13 protein-coding genes are annotated in these 16,342 nt (G+C 68.2%); 1 reads left to right on the top strand and 12 read right to left on the bottom strand.

Translation table 11 applies throughout. The annotated features are described in order from the left end of the window. Positions 1-22: 22 nt before the first annotated feature. The 6 genes from ACODSL_RS17215 to ACODSL_RS17190 are packed head-to-tail and all read right to left on the bottom strand — an operon-like array spanning position 23 to position 6,138. Complete coding sequence (locus ACODSL_RS17215) at positions 23-1,630, bottom strand: carboxyl transferase domain-containing protein (protein WP_488901955.1); 1,608 nt, start codon at positions 1,628-1,630, stop codon at positions 23-25. Next, positions 1,627-2,526: a hydroxymethylglutaryl-CoA lyase gene (locus tag ACODSL_RS17210; protein WP_488901954.1), complete on the bottom strand. Its 900-nt coding sequence runs from the start codon at positions 2,524-2,526 to the stop codon at positions 1,627-1,629. The genes ACODSL_RS17215 and ACODSL_RS17210 overlap by 4 nt, the downstream gene beginning before the upstream one ends. Beyond that, complete coding sequence (locus ACODSL_RS17205) at positions 2,523-3,179, bottom strand: 3-oxoacid CoA-transferase subunit B (protein WP_488901953.1); 657 nt, start codon at positions 3,177-3,179, stop codon at positions 2,523-2,525. The genes ACODSL_RS17210 and ACODSL_RS17205 overlap by 4 nt, the downstream gene beginning before the upstream one ends. Continuing rightward, positions 3,179-3,889: a CoA transferase subunit A gene (locus ACODSL_RS17200; protein ID WP_488901952.1), complete on the bottom strand. Its 711-nt coding sequence runs from the start codon at positions 3,887-3,889 to the stop codon at positions 3,179-3,181. Before ACODSL_RS17200 ends, ACODSL_RS17205 begins: the two co-directional genes overlap by 1 nt. A 48-nt stretch (positions 3,890-3,937) precedes the next feature. Continuing rightward, positions 3,938-4,963, bottom strand: coding sequence for a biotin synthase BioB (bioB, locus tag ACODSL_RS17195; protein ID WP_488901951.1), 1,026 nt, complete (start codon positions 4,961-4,963; stop codon positions 3,938-3,940). Continuing rightward, positions 4,960-6,138, bottom strand: a complete 1,179-nt coding sequence (locus tag ACODSL_RS17190) for an isovaleryl-CoA dehydrogenase (protein WP_488901950.1) — start codon at positions 6,136-6,138, stop codon at positions 4,960-4,962. Before ACODSL_RS17190 ends, bioB begins: the two co-directional genes overlap by 4 nt. Before the next feature lie 71 nt (positions 6,139-6,209). On the opposite strand from ACODSL_RS17190, the gene ACODSL_RS17185 reads away from it, so the two are divergent. Beyond that, a complete protein-coding gene (locus ACODSL_RS17185) occupies positions 6,210-7,091 on the top strand; it encodes a LysR family transcriptional regulator (protein ID WP_488901949.1) in 882 nt (293 codons plus the stop codon). A gap of 211 nt (positions 7,092-7,302) precedes the next feature. Here the strand turns inward: ACODSL_RS17185 and ACODSL_RS17180 are convergent, their stop codons facing one another. From ACODSL_RS17180 to ACODSL_RS17155, 6 genes are all read right to left on the bottom strand, one after another. After that, complete coding sequence (locus ACODSL_RS17180; protein ID WP_488901948.1) at positions 7,303-8,964, bottom strand: AMP-binding protein; 1,662 nt, start codon at positions 8,962-8,964, stop codon at positions 7,303-7,305. Between the two features lie 326 nt (positions 8,965-9,290). After that, the gene (locus tag ACODSL_RS17175) at positions 9,291-10,790 is read right to left on the bottom strand and encodes a CoA-acylating methylmalonate-semialdehyde dehydrogenase (RefSeq protein ID WP_488901947.1); all 1,500 of its coding nucleotides are present in this window, start codon (positions 10,788-10,790) and stop codon (positions 9,291-9,293) included. A gap of 5 nt (positions 10,791-10,795) precedes the next feature. Then, positions 10,796-11,602 (bottom strand): 5-deoxy-glucuronate isomerase, encoded by an 807-nt coding sequence (iolB, locus tag ACODSL_RS17170; RefSeq protein ID WP_488901946.1) that lies wholly within the window; start codon positions 11,600-11,602, stop codon positions 10,796-10,798. Position 11,603: 1 nt separating this feature from the next. Beyond that, entirely contained in the window at positions 11,604-12,503 is a 900-nt protein-coding gene (gene iolE / locus ACODSL_RS17165; RefSeq protein ID WP_488901945.1) for a myo-inosose-2 dehydratase, read from the bottom strand. Positions 12,504-12,506: 3 nt separating this feature from the next. Further along, complete coding sequence (iolD, locus tag ACODSL_RS17160) at positions 12,507-14,354, bottom strand: 3D-(3,5/4)-trihydroxycyclohexane-1,2-dione acylhydrolase (decyclizing) (RefSeq protein WP_488901944.1); 1,848 nt, start codon at positions 14,352-14,354, stop codon at positions 12,507-12,509. Continuing rightward, positions 14,351-16,276 carry a bifunctional 5-dehydro-2-deoxygluconokinase/5-dehydro-2-deoxyphosphogluconate aldolase gene (locus tag ACODSL_RS17155; RefSeq protein ID WP_488901943.1) on the bottom strand — a complete coding sequence of 642 codons (1,926 nt, stop codon included), beginning with the start codon at positions 16,274-16,276 and terminating at the stop codon, positions 14,351-14,353. Before ACODSL_RS17155 ends, iolD begins: the two co-directional genes overlap by 4 nt. Positions 16,277-16,342 lie beyond the last annotated feature (66 nt).

The following is a 16,342-nucleotide window of genomic DNA, read 5'->3' as shown; positions in this document are numbered from 1 at the left end:
GCGGCCTCCTTGAAACCTCAGGCTACATCCTGAAGACGCCGAACCGCGTCTCCGGGATCGGGGCGTTCAGCGCCGCGGAGATCGACAGGCCCAGCACGTCGCGAGTCTGGGCCGGATCGATGATCCCATCGTCCCACAGCCGGCCGGTGGCGAAATAGGGATTGCCCTCGTCCTCGTACCTCTGCCGCACGGGGGCCTTGAAGGCCTCCTCCTCGGCCGGCGTCCACTTGCCGGCGTCGCGGTGCACGGTGGCCAGCACGCTGGCGGCCTGCTCGCCGCCCATCACCGAAATCCGGCTGTTGGGCCAGGTCCACAGGAAGCGCGGCGAATAGGCCCGGCCGCACATGCCGTAGTTCCCGGCTCCGAACGAGCCGCCGATGAGGACGGTGAACTTCGGCACCTCGGCGCTGGCGACGGCGGTGACCAGCTTGGCCCCGTCCTTGGCGATGCCGCCGGCCTCGTACTTGCCGCCCACCATGAAGCCCGAGATGTTCTGCAGGAAGACCAGCGGAATCCCGCGCTTGCAGGCGAGTTCGATGAAGTGCGCGCCCTTCAGCGCGCTCTCGGAGAACAGCACGCCGTTATTGGCCAGGATCGCCACCGGCTGGCCCCAGATGCGGGCGAAGCCGCAGACCAGGGTCGTGCCGTACAACGCCTTGAACTCGTCGAACTCCGAGCCGTCGACGATGCGGGCGATCACCTCGCGCACGTCATAGGGCGCGCGCACGTCGGTGGGCACCACGCCATAGAGCTCTTCGGGATCGAACAGCGGCGGTTTCGGCTCGGCCATCACCACCTGGTCCGGCTTCTTCGTGTTCAGGTTGGCGACGATGGAGCGCACGATCTGCAGGGCGTGCTCGTCGTCGGCCGCCACGTGGTCGACCACGCCCGAGCGCCGGCCGTGGGTGTCGGCCCCGCCCAGCTCCGTGGCCGAGATCACCTCGCCGGTGGCCGCCTTCACCAGCGGCGGGCCGCCCAGGAAGATGGTCCCCTGGCTCTCTTCGCCGGACCCGCGCACGATCACCGTCTCGTCGCTCATGGCCGGCACATAGGCCCCGCCGGCGGTACACGAGCCCATGACGCAGGCGATCTGGGCGATGCCCTCGGCGCTCATCCGCGCCTGGTTGAAGAAGATGCGCCCGAAATGCTCCCGGTCCGGGAACACCTCCGCCTGGTGCGGCAGGTTCGCCCCGCCGGAATCCACCAGATAGACGCAGGGCAGCCGATTCTGCATCGCCACTTCCTGGGCGCGCAGATGCTTCTTCACGGTCAGCGGGAAATAGGCCCCGCCCTTCACCGTGGCGTCGTTGGCGACGATCATCACCTCGCGGCCGGAGACCCGGCCGATCCCGGTGATGACGCCCGCGCCGGGGGCCTCGTCGTCATAGAGCCCGTGGGCCGCCAGGGCGGCCACCTCCAGGAACGGCGAGCCCGGGTCCAGCAGGCGCATCACCCGCTCGCGGGGCAGCAGCTTGCCCCGGCCGGCATGGCGCTTGCGGCTCTCCTCCGGGCCGCCCAGGGCGGCGGTTTCGGTGCGATCGCGCAGGATGGCGACCAGGGTTCGGTTGACCTCGGCATTGGCCTTGAAGGCGGCGCTCTTGGGATCGATCTTGGATCGCAACTTGCTCATTTTGGGAAAGCTCCCGCCCGGCTGACGGACGCCACTGGCGGCTTGCCCAGCAGGCCGGACATCCACCTGGCGGTGTCGATCAGGCCCCCCAGGTCATAGCCTGTCTCGAAGCCGGCGCGCTCCAGCATGTAGACCAGGTCCTCGGTGCCGATATTGCCGGTGGCGTCGGGGGCGAACGGGCAGCCGCCCAGGCCGCCGCAGCTCGCGTCCAGCACGTCCACGCCCGCCTCCACGCCGGCATAGGCGTTGGCCAGGCCGGTGTTGCGGGTGTCGTGGAAGTGCAGGCGCAGCGTCTTGTCGCCGATCACCTTGCGCACCGCCTCGATGCGTTTTCGGACGGTCCAGGGATCGGCCACGCCGATGGTGTCGGCGAGCGCGATCTCGGCGATGTTCAGGGCCGCAGCGTCGCGGGCCAGGGCGACCACGTGATCCTCCGAGACCTCCCCGTCGAACGGGCAGCCGAAGGCCACGGAGAAGGTGGCGCTGATCGGCGGGCCGCCCTCGGCGTCGCGCTTGGCGGCGATGTCGGCCAGGGCCTGCATCTGCTCGGCGGTCGAGGCGCCCTGGTTGCGGATGCCGAAGCCGTCGGTGGCGCAGACCACCACATTGGCCTCGTCGCAGCCGGCGGCCACGGCCCGGTCCCAGCCGCGCATGTTCAGCACCAGGCCGATGCGGGACTTCGAGGCGTCCCGCGGCAGGGCGGCGGAGACCTCCTCCGCGCCGGCCATCTGCGGCACCCGCTTGGGATTGACGAAGGACACGGTCTCCATCCGCCGGGCGCCCACCGCTTCCAGGCGCTTGATGAACTCGACCTTCTGCGGGACCTCGAGGCTGGTCTTTTCGTTCTGCAAACCGTCGCGGGGCCCGACTTCGACGATCTCGATGAAGCGGCTCATGGGGCGGGCCAGCCGAGCGCAATTTCAAAGGCCGCCTCAGTTCGCGCCTCAACCTCGGCCACCGTGACGCCGGGCGCGAGCGCACGCAGAGCTATTGGCGTCTTGCCCCGGTTGACCTCGAAGACGCCGAGTTCGGTCACCACAAGGTCGACCACCTTCTGGCCGGTCAGCGGCAGGGAGCAGGCCTTGACCAGCTTGGGGGCGCCCGACTTCTCGGTGTGCTCCATGACCACGACCACGCGCTTGACGCCGGCCACCAGGTCCATGGCGCCGCCCATGCCCTTGACCATCTTGCCGGGCACCATCCAGTTGGCCAGGTCGCCATTGGCGGCCACCTGCATGGCCCCGAGGATCGACAGGTCGATATGGCCGCCGCGGATCATGGCGAAGCTGTCGGCGCTGGAGAAATAGGACGAGCTGGCCAGTTCGGTGATGGTCTGCTTGCCCGCGTTGATCAGGTCGGCGTCCTCCTCCCCCTCATAGGGGAAGGGACCCATGCCCAGCATGCCGTTCTCCGACTGCAGGGTGACGCTCATGCCGGCCGGGATGTAGTTGGCCACCAGGGTCGGGATGCCGATGCCGAGGTTCACATAAAAGCCGTCGCGCAGTTCCTGGGCGGCGCGGGCCGCCATCTCGTCGCGGGTCCAGGCCATCAGACAGTTTCCTTGGAACGGACCGTGCGCTGCTCGATGCGCTTCTCGAAGCTGGCGCCCTGGAAGATGGCGTCCACATAGATGCCGGGCGTGTGGATGTTGTCCTTGTCGATCGCACCGATCGGGACCAGGTGCTCGACCTCGGCGATCGTGACCTTGCCGGCGGTGGCCATCATCGGATTGAAGTTCCGCGCGGTCTTCCGATAGACGAGGTTGCCCTCGGCGTCGCCGGTGTGGGCCTTGACGATGGAGAGGTCGGCGGTGAGGCCGCGCTCCATGACGTACATCTCGCCGTCGAATTCGCGGACTTCCTTGCCCTCGGCCACCAGGGTGCCGACCCCGGTCTTGGTGAAGAAGGCCGGGATGCCGGCGCCGCCGGCCCGGATGCGCTCGGCGAGCGTGCCTTGCGGGTTGAACTCCAGCTCCAGCTTGCCGGACAGGTAGAGCTCGGCGAACAGCTTGTTCTCGCCGACGTAGGACGAGATCATCTTGCGGATCTGGCCGGCGCCCAGCAGGACGCCGAGGCCGAAGCCGTCGACGCCGCAATTGTTGGAGACCACGGTGAGGTCCTTGACCCCGCTGTCGCGGATCGCCGCGATCAGGTTCTCGGGAATGCCGCACAGCCCGAAGCCGCCCGCCATGATCGTCATGCCGTCGAAAAGCTGGCCCGCCAGCGCCTCGACCGCATCCTTGCGTGTTTTAGCAGCCATTCGACATTGCCTCCTGGCGCGATTGGGCCTGCAGTCGGACCGGGACCATCAAGCGACCCCCATCGGTTCGGGCTCACCCGAAACCTGTTTCGTCAGGCTGATCCCGACCGGCCGCATGCCGAGGTCGGCCATCAGGGCCGCGTCTGTGTCCTTGTCCGGGTTGGCGGTGGTCAGCAGGCGCCCGCCGATGAACATCGAATTGGCGCCGGCCAGGAAGCACAGGGCCTGCAGTTCGCGGCTCATGTGCTCGCGCCCGGCCGACAGCCGCACCACGGTCTTGGGGCAGACGATCCGCGCCACCGCGATCATGCGCACGAACTCGAACCCGTCCACCGGGGTCGCCCCCCCGAGCGGCGTGCCCGGGATCGGCATCAGGTCGTTGATCGGCAGGCTGTCCGGATGGGCGGGCAGGGTGGCGAGCGTGTGCAGCAGGCCCACGCGGTCCCGGCGCGTCTCGCCCATGCCGACGATGCCGCCGCAGCAGGTGTTCATGCCCACCGAGCGCACGGCCTCCAGGGTGTCCAGGCGATCCTGGTAGGTCCGGGTGGTGACCACCTTGTCGTAATAGTCCGGCCCGGTGTCGAGGTTGTGGTTGTAGTAGTCGAGCCCGGCGTCCTTCAGGCTCTGGGCCTGGTGGCGGGTCAGCATGCCGAGCGTCGCGCAGGTCTCCAGGCCCAGCGCCTTCACCCCGGAGATCATGGCGGCGACCTTGGGCACATCGCGGTCCTTCAGGTCCCGCCAGGCGGCGCCCATGCAGAAGCGCTGGGCCCCGCCGGCCTTGGCCTCGCGGGCGGCTTCGATCACCGCATCGGCCTCCATCAGCTTGGAGGCCACGGTGGAGGTCTTGAAGTGCTGGCTCTGGCTGCAATAGCCGCAGTTCTCCGGGCAGCCGCCGGTCTTGACGCTGAGCAGCTGCGACAGCTGCACCTCGGCGGGGTCGAACCAGGCGCGGTGGACCTCGGCGGCGCGGAACACCAGTTCGGCGAAGGGCAGCTCGAACAGCGCCTCCACCTCGTCCAGCGTCCAGTCGTGACGGGGCTGGGCGGAATTTTCGGAAACAGCGAACCGGTTCATGCCCCGATCAACTCGCGCCCGATCAGATAGCGGCGGATTTCGTTGGTGCCTGCCCCGATGTCGTACAGTTTGGCGTCGCGCAGCAGGCGCTCCACGGGGAACTCCTTGGTGTAGCCGGCGCCGCCCAGGGCCTGGATCGCCTCGGCCGCCACCTTCACCGCGTTCTCCGAGGCCATCAGGATCGCCCCGGCTGCGTCGAACCGCGTGGTCATGCCGGCGTCGCAGGCCCGGGCCACCGAATAGACGTAGGCCCGCGAGGAGTTCAGCGCGACGTACATGTCGGCGATCTTGCCCTGCATCAGCTGGAACGAGCCGATCGGCTTGCCGAACTGCTTGCGCTCGCGGACATAGGGCAGGACCACGTCCAGGCAGGCCTGCATGATGCCCAGCGGCCCCGCCGACAGCACCGCCCGCTCATAGTCCAGGCCGCTCATCAGCACGCCAACCCCGCCGTTGAACGGGCCCATGACGTTCTCTTCCGGGATTTCGCAGTCCTCGAACACCAGCTCGGCGGTGTCGGATCCGCGCATGCCCATCTTCTCCAGCTTGGGCGAGACGCTGAACCCCTTCATCCCCTTCTCGACGATGAAGGCGGTGATGCCCTTGCTGCCCTCGCCCGGCGCGGTCTTGGCGTAGACCACCAGGGTGTCGGCGTGGGGCGCGTTGGTGATCCAGAACTTCGTGCCGTTCAGCACATAGCGGTCGCCCCGCGGGTCGGCCCGCAGACGCATGGAGACCACGTCGGAGCCCGAGCCCGCCTCGCTCATGGCCAGGGAGCCCACATGCTCGCCGCTGATCAGGCCCGGCAGGTAGCGGCGCTTCTGGTCGTCGGAGCCCCAGCGGCGCAGCTGGTTCACGCAGAGATTGGAGTGGGCGCCGTAGCTGAGCCCCACCGAGGCGGAGGCGCGGGACACCTCCTCCATCGCCACCACGTGCTCGAGATAGCCCAGGCCCAGCCCGCCATATTCCTCCTCCACGGTGATGCCGTGCAGGCCGAGCGCGCCCATCTCCGGCCAGAGGGCGCGAGGGAAGGTGTTGGTGGCGTCGATTTCGGCGGCCAGGGGGGCGATGCGGTCGGCGCAGAAGCGCGCGGTCGTCTCGCGGATGGCGTCTGCGGTCTCGCCCAGGGCGAAGTCCAGCGAAGGTCCGCCGCCGAGATTTGAAAATCCGTCCATGCGCCAAGCCTATCGCCGCAGGATGGCGAAGAAAAATTGTCCTTTCGAGACCAAGAGCATAGATTGCATCAATGATTGACCGATACCAGCTGCGCTACTTCCTCGCCGTCGTGGATGCAGGAAACTTTTCCCGCGCCGCGCAGCAGGTGAATGTCACGCAGCCCACCCTATCGGTGGGCGTCGCCAAGCTGGAGGACAGCCTCGGGGCCCGGCTATTCCTGCGCAACAGCCAGCGTGTTCAGCTCACCGAGGCCGGCGTTCGATTGCTGGCGCATGCACGCGCCATCGAAAGCGAATTCAACTCCCTCGAAGATCGTGTCATCGGGCGCCAGCCCAGCCGGACCCTACGCGTCGGGGTCCTGTCGACAATCCCGGTCCGCCTCATCGCAGGCCTCGTGGAGCGCAACAGGCGCACAGAGGCGTCACATCCGATGGAACTCATCGAGGGGAGCGAGCGCGATCTCGTAGGTCGGCTTCAACGGCGTCGCATCGATGTCGCACTGACCATCGTTCGGCGAGAAGAGACCCGCTTCGAAGCGGAGGTTCTCTATGAAGAAGGCTACGCCCTTGCCGCGCCGGACTGGCATCCTCATGCCGGCGCAAGCTCGATTTCCGGCGACCTCCTGGCCAACGAGACCATGATCGTGCGACGCCATTGTGAAGTTCTGTCGGAGACGAGTCGCTACTTCACCGAACGGGCTGTGCGGCCGCAGTTCAGCTTCCGGTCCACCAACGACGAGCGGACCGTGGCGCTGGTGAAGGCGGGGTTGGGCGTGACTGTCATCCCCGACAGCTACGCCGAGCCCGGCTTGGCCCTGATCAAGCTTTCCGGCTTCAATCAGACGCGCCGGATCGGCATTCTCTTCGCAAGCTCCGAATTTGCAGCCGACCGCCGTTCAGCCGGCCTCGAGGCGCTGAGGAGCTTGCGGCCCCAGCCCCACAACGCCGAGTAGCCGCAGGGCCGCCATGGTTTTCCCGAGTCGCCTGCAAGCGGCCCAACACAGCACCGGCCCATTCAGGCATAAGTTTCAGCGAGAGCTCTGGTGGTCGCGTTCCTGACAGCGCCGTGAAGGGCCAAGACCGCAATCAAGCCAAACTATTCCGCCAGCGGAGTCTTTCTCCCGACTCGATGACCTGTCTTTCGAGCTCGCGGGCTTGCCCACATCACACGATCTCCGAAGAGGCGGTGTCGCTCATGCCCGCCTGCTCCGCTTCGCGCATGGCGAACTTCTGAATCTTGCCGGTGACGGTCATGGGGAAAGTGTCGACGATGCGAATCTGCGCAGGAATCTTGTGGTGAGCAATGCGCTCCTTGCACCATTCGCGAATGGCTTGCGGATCCATCGGCTCACGCAGCCGAACCCACGCGCAGACCTGCTCACCGAAGCGCTCTTCGGGAATTCCAAAGACTGCGACCTCGGCGATCTTTGGATGGGTCGCGAGGAAAGCCTCGACCTCTGCGGGGTAAATGTTCTCGCCCCCACGGATGATCAGGTCCTTGATGCGACCGACGATGCGGATGCGCCCCTTCTCATCCATCGTCGCGAGATCGCCGCTGTGCATCCAGCCATCGCAGATCGCTGCAGCTGTCGCATCAGGCTGGTTCCAATAGCCCAGCATGACTCCAGGGCCCCGTGCGCAATATTCGCCCGGCGCGCCGAGAGGTACGACATCGCCGTTCTCGTCGACGATCCGCGCCGAAACGTGCGAGATGACCGTTCCGACGGTTTCGGTCCGGGTCTCTAGATCCGCATCCGGTGAGGTCAGGGTGCTCAGCGGGCTTGTCTCGGTCATGCCGTAGCCGATTGCGATGTCGACGAGGTTCATGTCCTCAATCATCCGCCGCATCATCGCTGGTGGGCAGGGCGCGCCCGCGGCGATGCCGGTGCGCAGCGAGGATAGGTCCGTGCCGCCGAAGGCCGGGTGGTCAAGGATACTTAGGAACATGGTCGGCACGCCGTGAAGGGCGGTGCAGCGCTCCTGTTGCAGGGTGGCCAGCACGACAGCGGGATCGAAGGCCTGTCCGGGGAACACCATCGTCGCGCCGCTTGTCAGGCAAGCCAGCACGCCCAGCACCATGCCGAAGCAATGGTAGAGAGGCACCGGGATGCACAGCCGGTCCTCGGGACCAAGCCGCATGCCTGCGGCCGCACTTGCACCATTGTGGAGAAGGTTCCTGTGACTGAGCGTTGCGCCCTTCGGCGCCCCGGTCGTCCCGCTGGTGAACTGGATGTTGATGGCTTGGTCGGCGTCAAGCACGGGCCAAGCCAATTCCCCCTCGCTCAGGAGGAGGGTTTCGAAACCAATGCAGGCGGTAACGCTGGGGCCGCCAATCTCAACAACATGACGTAGATCGGGGAACGCCGGATCGAACAGCGGCCCCGCTGCCCCTCCCGCGACCGCAGGCACCAGCTCGGTCAGCATTCTGACATAGTCGGATGTCTTGAAACGTGTCGCGGCGATGAGCACCCGCACGCCGGCGAGCCTGAGGGCATGCCCAAGCTCGTGGGTACGATAGGCCGGATTGACGGAGACAAGGACGAGGCCAAGGCGCGCAGTCGCCAGCTGGGTGAGAACCCATTCGGCGCGATTGGGGGCTAAGATCCCGACGCGATCGCCGGTCTGAAGTCCCAGTCCAGCCAGGCCGCGGGCGAGTTCGTCTGTGCGGTCCCGCAGCTCTGCCCACGTCCAGCGCACGTCCTGCCATGGAACAACGAGCGCTTCTCGGTCTGGAAACCTGTGCGCAGTCTGATCAAGCTGGTCGCCAATAGAACCGCCGGGGATCGGCTGGTCGGTCGGTCCGGCCACGTACGATAGCTTGGTCATGCGGCGCTGCGTTGTTGGCCCGCAGAATGGGCGCGGCTTGGGTTTCCGCCACTTCGGGGGGTTGCAACCGCGGCGGTGGAGGGGAGCAGATTGCTAACGAGAAAATGGAAAGGCTGCACGAAATGCCTTGAATTTGTTTAGCTTTACTTCAGCAATGGAACAACTGTTTCGCCTTTGAGTCAAACCAAATATGCATTCCATTTTTTGAGCTCGAAGAAACTGTGGGCGGCCCACGAAGGGATCAACACACCTGAAGGGGAGAGGAGGTGGCGGAAAGCGGCGGGCGATGTTCCCATCGGCGCGCCGACGTCCGGACATGAATCAGGTTAGGCCATTGTCGGGATCACGAAACTCTGGTCGAGCAACGCGCCCCCCTTGGGCCAGCGCTGGGTGACGATCTTCTGGCGGGTGTAGAACCGCACGCCGTCCTGGCCGTACTGGTTCAGGTCGCCGAACCCCGACCGCTTCCAGCCGCCGAAGGAGTGGTAGGCCACGGGCACGGGGATCGGCACGTTGATCCCCACCATGCCCACCTCGACCTGGTCGGCGAATTCGCGGGCGGCCTCGCCGTTGCGGGTGAAGATCGCCACGCCGTTGCCGTACTGGTGGCGGGTCGGCAGGGCCAGGGCCTCGGCGAAGCTGTCGGCGCGCACCATCTGCAGCACCGGCCCGAAGATCTCCTCCTGGTAGCTGCGCATGTCCGGCGTCACGCGGTCGAACAGGGTCGGGCCGACGAAGAAGCCGCCTTCCGAGCCCTGCAGGCTGAAGCCGCGGCCATCGACCACCAGCTCGGCCCCCTCCTCCACGCCCATCCGGACGTAGTCCTCGATCCGCGCCTTGTGGGCGGCGCTGACCACCGGGCCATAGTGGGCGTCGGGATCGCTGGAGACGCCGATGCGCAAGCCGTCGATGGCCGTGACCAGCTTCTCGCGCAGGGCCGTCGCGGTCTTCTCGCCGACCGGCACGACCACCGGCAGGGCCATGCAGCGCTCGCCGGCCGAGCCGTAGGCCGCCCCGATGATGTCGGCCACCGCCTGGTCCAGGTCGGCGTCGGGCAGCACAACGCCATGGTTCTTGGCGCCGCCCATGGCCTGGCAGCGCTTCCCGGCCGCCGCCGCCCGGGCATAGACCGACTGGGCGATGTCTGACGAGCCCACGAAGCTCACCGCCTTGATCGCCGGGTTGTCGAGGATGGCGTCGACCACCGCCTTGTCGCCGTGCACCACGTTCAACACGCCGGGCGGCAGGCCCGCCTCGATCATCAACTCCGCCAGCCGCACCGGCACGGAGGGGTCGCGCTCCGAGGGCTTCAGGATGAAGGCGTTGCCGCAGGCGATGGCCGGTCCGAACATCCACATCGGGATCATGGCCGGAAAGTTGAACGGGGTGATCCCCGCCACCACGCCCAGCGGCTGCCGGACCGAATAGACGTCGATCCCCGGCCCTGCCCCTTGCGTGTAGTCGCCCTTCAGAAGGTGCGGAATTCCACAGGCGAATTCAATGACTTCCAGCCCCCTCATGATGTCGCCACGCGAATCGGCGACCACCTTGCCATGCTCCGAGGAGAGCAGCGCCGCCAGCTCGTCCATGTGGAGATCCAGCAGCCGCTTGAACTCGAACATCACCCGCGCCCGGCGCTGCGGATTGGTCGCCGCCCAGCTCGCCTGGGCAGCCTTGGCGCTGGCCGCCGCTACGTTCAGCTCGGCGGCGTTGGCCAGGGGAACCCGCGCCTGGACCTTGCCGGTATTGGGATCGAACACGTCGCCGAAGCGGCCGGAAGCGCCTTCGACGGCGCGGCCGTCGATGAAGTGGGTCAGGGTGCGCATGGGGGTCAGGCCTTCCTGGCGATCCAGTCGTGGGCGGGGTCGTTGCGGAAGATCCACTCCCGCTTCGGGCCGGCCATGACGTTCAGATAATAGAGGTCATAGCCGTGCGGGGCGCCGACCGGATGGTAGCCGCGCGGCACCATCACCACGTCCCCGTCCTCCACCGCCATGGTCTGGTCCAGGCTGCGGTCGTCGGTGTAGACCCGCTGGAAGGCGAAGCCTTGGGGCGGGTTCAGGCGGTGGTAGTAGGTCTCCTCCAGCGCCGTCTCCTCCGAGGGCGTGGCGGTGTCGTGCTTGTGCGGCGGATAGCTCGACCAGTTGCCGCCCGGGGTGATCACCTCGACCACCAGCAGGCTCTGGGCCGGCTCGGTCTGCGGCAGGATGTTGCGCACATAGCGGGTGTTGGTCCCCTGCCCGCGCACCTCCCGGCTCATCTTCTCCGGATCGATCAGCCGGGCCTCGCCGGAGGGCGTGGCCGGCGCCGAGCAGACCGCCAGCTCCGCCTTGCCGTGGGCCGTCACCGTCCAAGCCGCGCCGCCCGGCGCATAGACCGCCGCGGGGGCCACGTCCTCGAACACGCTGGTCCGGCCGCCGATACGGGCGAACCTCTGGCCGCCGACCGCGATGTCGACCGTCCCGGTCAGCACCACCAGGCAGACCTCGCGCCCCGCCTCGCCGCCGCTCAGCACGGCGTCGGGGGCCAGCTCATGCACCTTGAAACCCACATGGCTCCAGCCGGCGCTCTTCGGCGTCACCTCCAGCACGCAGCCCGTCGTGTCGGGCGCATGGGGGCGGACAAGCAGGTCGGTCATCTCAAGCCGCCTTCTTCAGGCCGGCGGCCGCGGCTTCGCGCTCCAGAGTGCGCAGGCCGAGCTCGCCATAGCTGCGGGGATTGGCGATGGCGGGGTCCTGTTCGGCCTCCACCACGATCCAGCCGGAATAGCCGATATCGGCCAGGGCGCGCATCACCGCGCCATAGTCCAGGCCACCGTCGCCGGGCACGGTGAACATCCCGGCCAGCACGCCTTCCAGGAAGCTCCGGTTGCGCGACTTCACCCCGGCGAACACGTCGCCGCGGATATCCTTGCAGTGGACGTGGGCGATCCGTTCGGGATGGGCCCGGATGGCCTCGACCGGATCGATGCCGCCCAGGGCCGCGTGTCCGGTGTCGAGGGTCAGGCCGACGCTGGCGCTGGTGGCCTTCAGGAAGGCGGCGAGGTCGTCCGGGCGCTCCACCACCGTGCCCAGGTGGTGGTGATAGGCGAACTTCAGCCCCTGGCCCTGAATGTAATCGGCGAAGTCCGACATCCGCGCGCCGAACCTCGCCCAGCCCGCGGCGTCCAATCTGGGGGTCGTCGACAGCGGCGCGCCGCGCTCGCCATGGATGGCGTTGCTGGTCTCGGCATGGACGAACACCGTCGAGCCCATGGCCTTGAGCAATTTCAGATGGTCCTGCGCCGCGGCGATCTCGGCCTCGGCGTCGTGGACCAGCAGGTTGCCGCTGAACCAGCCGCCCACCAGGTCGAGCCCGTAGCCGGCCAGCAGCGGCTTCAGCACCGCCGCGTCCTTCGGGAACTTGCCGCCCAGCTCGACGCCGGCGAAGCCGATGTCGCGCGCATCGACCAGGATGGTCTCCAGCGGGGTGTCGCCGCCCAGCTCCGGCATGTCGTCATTGACCCAGGCGATGGGGCTCACCCCGAAACGGATGCTCATGGATCAGTCTCCCGTACGCTGGTCTTGGATCTTGGCTTCGTAGGCTTCACGCGCGGCGCGCACCTGGGGCCGCGCCGACACCTCCGGCACCGCCACGTCCCACCAGGCGCCGCCGGCCTCGGTGACGGTGACGGGGTCGGTGTCGATCACCACCACATAGGTCTTGTCGCTGGCCCGGGCGCGCACGAGCGCGGCCTCCAGCCCGGCGATCCCGGCCACCTTCTCCGACGCCGCCCCCAGGCTGGAGGCATGGGCGGCGAAATCGATGTCCGGCAGCACCTCATGGCGGGCGTCGGCCAGCAGGTTGTTGAACGGCGCCCCGCCGGTCGACTGTTGCAGGCGGTTGATGCAGCCGAAGCCGCGGTTGTCGAGCACCACAAGGATGAGCTTCTTGCCCATCATCACCGAGGTGGCGATCTCGGAGTTCATCATCAGGTAAGAGCCGTCGCCGACCATGACGATCACCTCGCGGTCGGGGGCGGCCATCTTCACCCCCAGCCCGCCGGCGATCTCGTAACCCATGCAGGAATAGCCGTATTCCAGGTGGTAGCCGCCCACCCGGCGGGTCCGCCACAGCTTGTGCAGTTCGCCCGGCAGGCCGCCCGCCGCGCAGACCACCACGGCGCCCTCGTCGGCGCCGCGCCACACCGCCCCGATCACCTGGGCGTCGGACGGCGACTCGGCGTTCGAGCTGGCGGTGGCGGCTTCCCAGGCGCGGTTCCAGGCCGAGACCCCGGCCGTTCCGGCGGCGGTCCAGGCGGAGGGCGCCGTCCAGCCGCCGAGGGCCGCCTCGAGAGCCTCGATCACCGCGCCGGCGTCGCCCACCACCGGCAGGGCGCCGTGCTTGTGGGCGTCGAAGGCCCCGACATTGACCTGGACCAGCCTGCGTCCGGCCCTGCCGAACAGGGCCCGCGATCCGGTGGTGAAGTCCTGCAGCCGCGTGCCGATCCCGACCACCAGGTCGGCCGCCTCGGCCGCCGCGTTGGCCGCGCTGGAGCCGGTGACGCCCACCGAGCCCAGGGCCTGCGGGTGGTCCCAGACCAGCGAACCCTTGCCCCCTTGCGTCTCGGCCACGGGAACCCCGGTCGCCTGGGCGAACCGAGCCAGGGCGTCCTCGGCCCCGCTGTAGCGCACTCCGCCCCCGGCCACGATCAGCGGCGCCTTGGCCGCCTTCAGCAGGCTCACGAGGTCCGCGATCTCGCGCGGATCGGCGGGCTGGCGGCGCGGACGCCAGACACGGCGGGCGAAGAAACCCTCCGGGAAATCGAAGGCCTCGGCCTGGACGTCCTGGCAGAAGGCCAGCGTCACCGGCCCGCAGGCGACCGGGTCGGTCAGCACCGCCAGGGCCCGCGGCAGGGCGGCCAGCAGCTGTTCTGGCCGGGTGATCCGGTCGAAATAGCGCGACACCGGGCGGAAGCAGTCGTTGGCGCTAACCGTGCCGTCGCCGAAATCCTCGACCTGCTGCAGCACCGGATCGGGCCGCCGGCTCGCATAGACGTCGCCGGGCAGGAACAGCACCGGCAGGCGGTTCACATGGGCCAGGGCCGCGGCCGTGACCATGTTGGTGGCCCCAGGCCCGATCGAGGTGGTGCAGACCATGGCGCGGGTCCGCGCCATCTGCTTGGCGTAGGCGATGGCCGCGTGGGCCATGGCCTGCTCGTTGTGGGCCCGCCAGGTCGGCAGGACATCGCGGGCGCCGTGCAACGCCTCGCCCAGCCCCGCCACATTGCCGTGGCCGAAGATCGCCCAGACCCCGGCGAAATAGGGAACCTCGGCCCCGTCCAGCTCGACGAACTGGTTGGCCAGGTAACGCACCGCCGCCTGGGCGCCTGTCAGCCGGATCGTGCTCACGCCGCCCGCTCCACCTTGCCCCGCGCCGCGCGCCAGGCCTCAACCAGGAAGACCAGCCGCTCGGCCAGCATCTTCACGGCGGCTGCGTCGTCGATCTCGCCGGCCAGCCAGGCCCGCGCCGGCGCCTGCCAGATCGTGCGGCCGACTGCGAAGCCTTTGACCGCGCGCACCGGCGCGGTGGCCTCGAAGACTGCCAGCAGGGTCTCGGTCGGCTGCGACAGGCCCAGCAGCACCACACCGCGGCACAGGGGATCACGTCCGGCGATCACCGCCTCGATGTTCCGCCAGGCCGCCGGGTCGTCCATGGGCTCGAGCTTCCACCAGTCCGGCTTCACGCCCAGATCGTACAGCCGCTCCAGCACCCGGGCGATGGTCATGGCGTCGACCGCCATGCCGGGCGGAGCGATGATCTCGACCAGCAGTTCGTGGCGGGTCTTGCGGCAGGCGTCGAACAGCCGGACCAGCTGCCGCTCCTGGCGCTCGCGCAGGTCGGCCGGGTCATCGGGATGGTAGAAGACCAGCACCTTGACCACATGGTTCAGCGGCCATTCCGCCAGCTCAGCGCCGACATCGGCCGAGCTCTCGAATTCCACCGGTCGCGACCTCGGGACCTCGATCGGCCGGCCGATCCAGTAGGGATAGTCGCCAGCCTTGGCGAGCGCGTCGAAGCCGAACCGCCCGTCCAGCAGGATGCCGAACCGCGGATCGCCCTGGGCGACCGCGTGCAAGGCCTCGAGCGTCAAGTTCTTGAAGGCCGGCAGGCGGTTGGCGTCGGCGCCCAGCTCGGCGACCAAATCCTCGAACTGGCTGCGATGGTCGATGGCAAGCACGGTCAGCTCATCATAAGTCCCCTGCCGGGTGGTGGCCCAGTGGATGTGCTCCAGTTGCGCGTCTTCGCGCAGGCGGAACGGGCGCTCGCGGTCGGCGAGGAAGGCCTCCATCTCGGCCCAGGTCGGCATGGCCGGCGCGCAGCCGTGGCGCGAGACCACGATGGCGCCGGCCGCATTGGCCAGCTCGCAGCAGCGCTCCAGCGGCAGGTCGCGCAGCCAGCCGCGCAGGAAGCCGCTCATGAAGGCGTCGCCGGCCCCCAGCACGTTGAACACCTCGATCCGGAAGCCCGGCCCGACCACGCCCTCGTCCAGGCTGTCGGGGATCGCACCGGGGAAGGCCGAGCAGCCGTCCGGCCCGCGCTTGCAGACCAGCAGGGCGTCCGTGCCCTGGCGGATGGCGCGCAGGGCCGCGACCGTGTCGGTCGTCCCGCCCAGGATGTGGATCTCCTCCTCGGTGCCGACCACCAGGTCGCAGAGCGGCAGCACCTGCTGCAGGATCTCAGTCACCGCCTCTTGCGCCACGAACCGGTTCTCGCCCAGGTCGCGGGAGGTCAGGCCCCAGAGCACCGGGCGGTAGTCGATGTCGAACACCACCCTGCCGCCGTGGGCCTTGGCCAGCCGAGCCGCCTTCATCGACGCGGCGCGCACCCCGGACTGGGACAGGTGGGTGCCGTTGATCAGCACCGCACCGGAGCGGGCCACCAGGGCCTCGTCGACGTCGGCCTCGCACAGCGCCATGTCGGCGCAGTCCTCGCGGTAGAAGATCAGCGGGAAGGTCTCGCGGTCGCGGATACCCAGGATCACCAGGGCGGTCAGCCGCGCCGCGTCGGTCAGCACGCCGGAGACGTCGACGCCCTCGCGCGCCAGCTGTTCGCGGATGAAACGGCCCATGTGGTCGCCGCCCACCCGGGTCAGCAGCGCCGTCTTCAAGCCCAGGCGCGCGCCGCCGATCGCGGTGTTGGTGGGGCTGCCGCCGACATACTTGGCGAAGGACGCCATGTCCTCTAACCGCCCGCCCACCTGCTGGCCATAGAGATCGACGCTCGACCGACCGATGGCGAGGAGATCCAGGGATTTGTCGTCCTGCGCCATGGTCCTCCCGCTACGTCAGATTGGCGCGCTCCGTGGCGCGACATGGAATATGTATTCTATGTCTAT

This window comes from Caulobacter sp. FG121 (assembly GCF_057809815.1).
The sequence above is the reverse complement of the archived record's forward strand: the minus strand, read 5'-3'. Positions and strand labels throughout refer to the sequence as shown.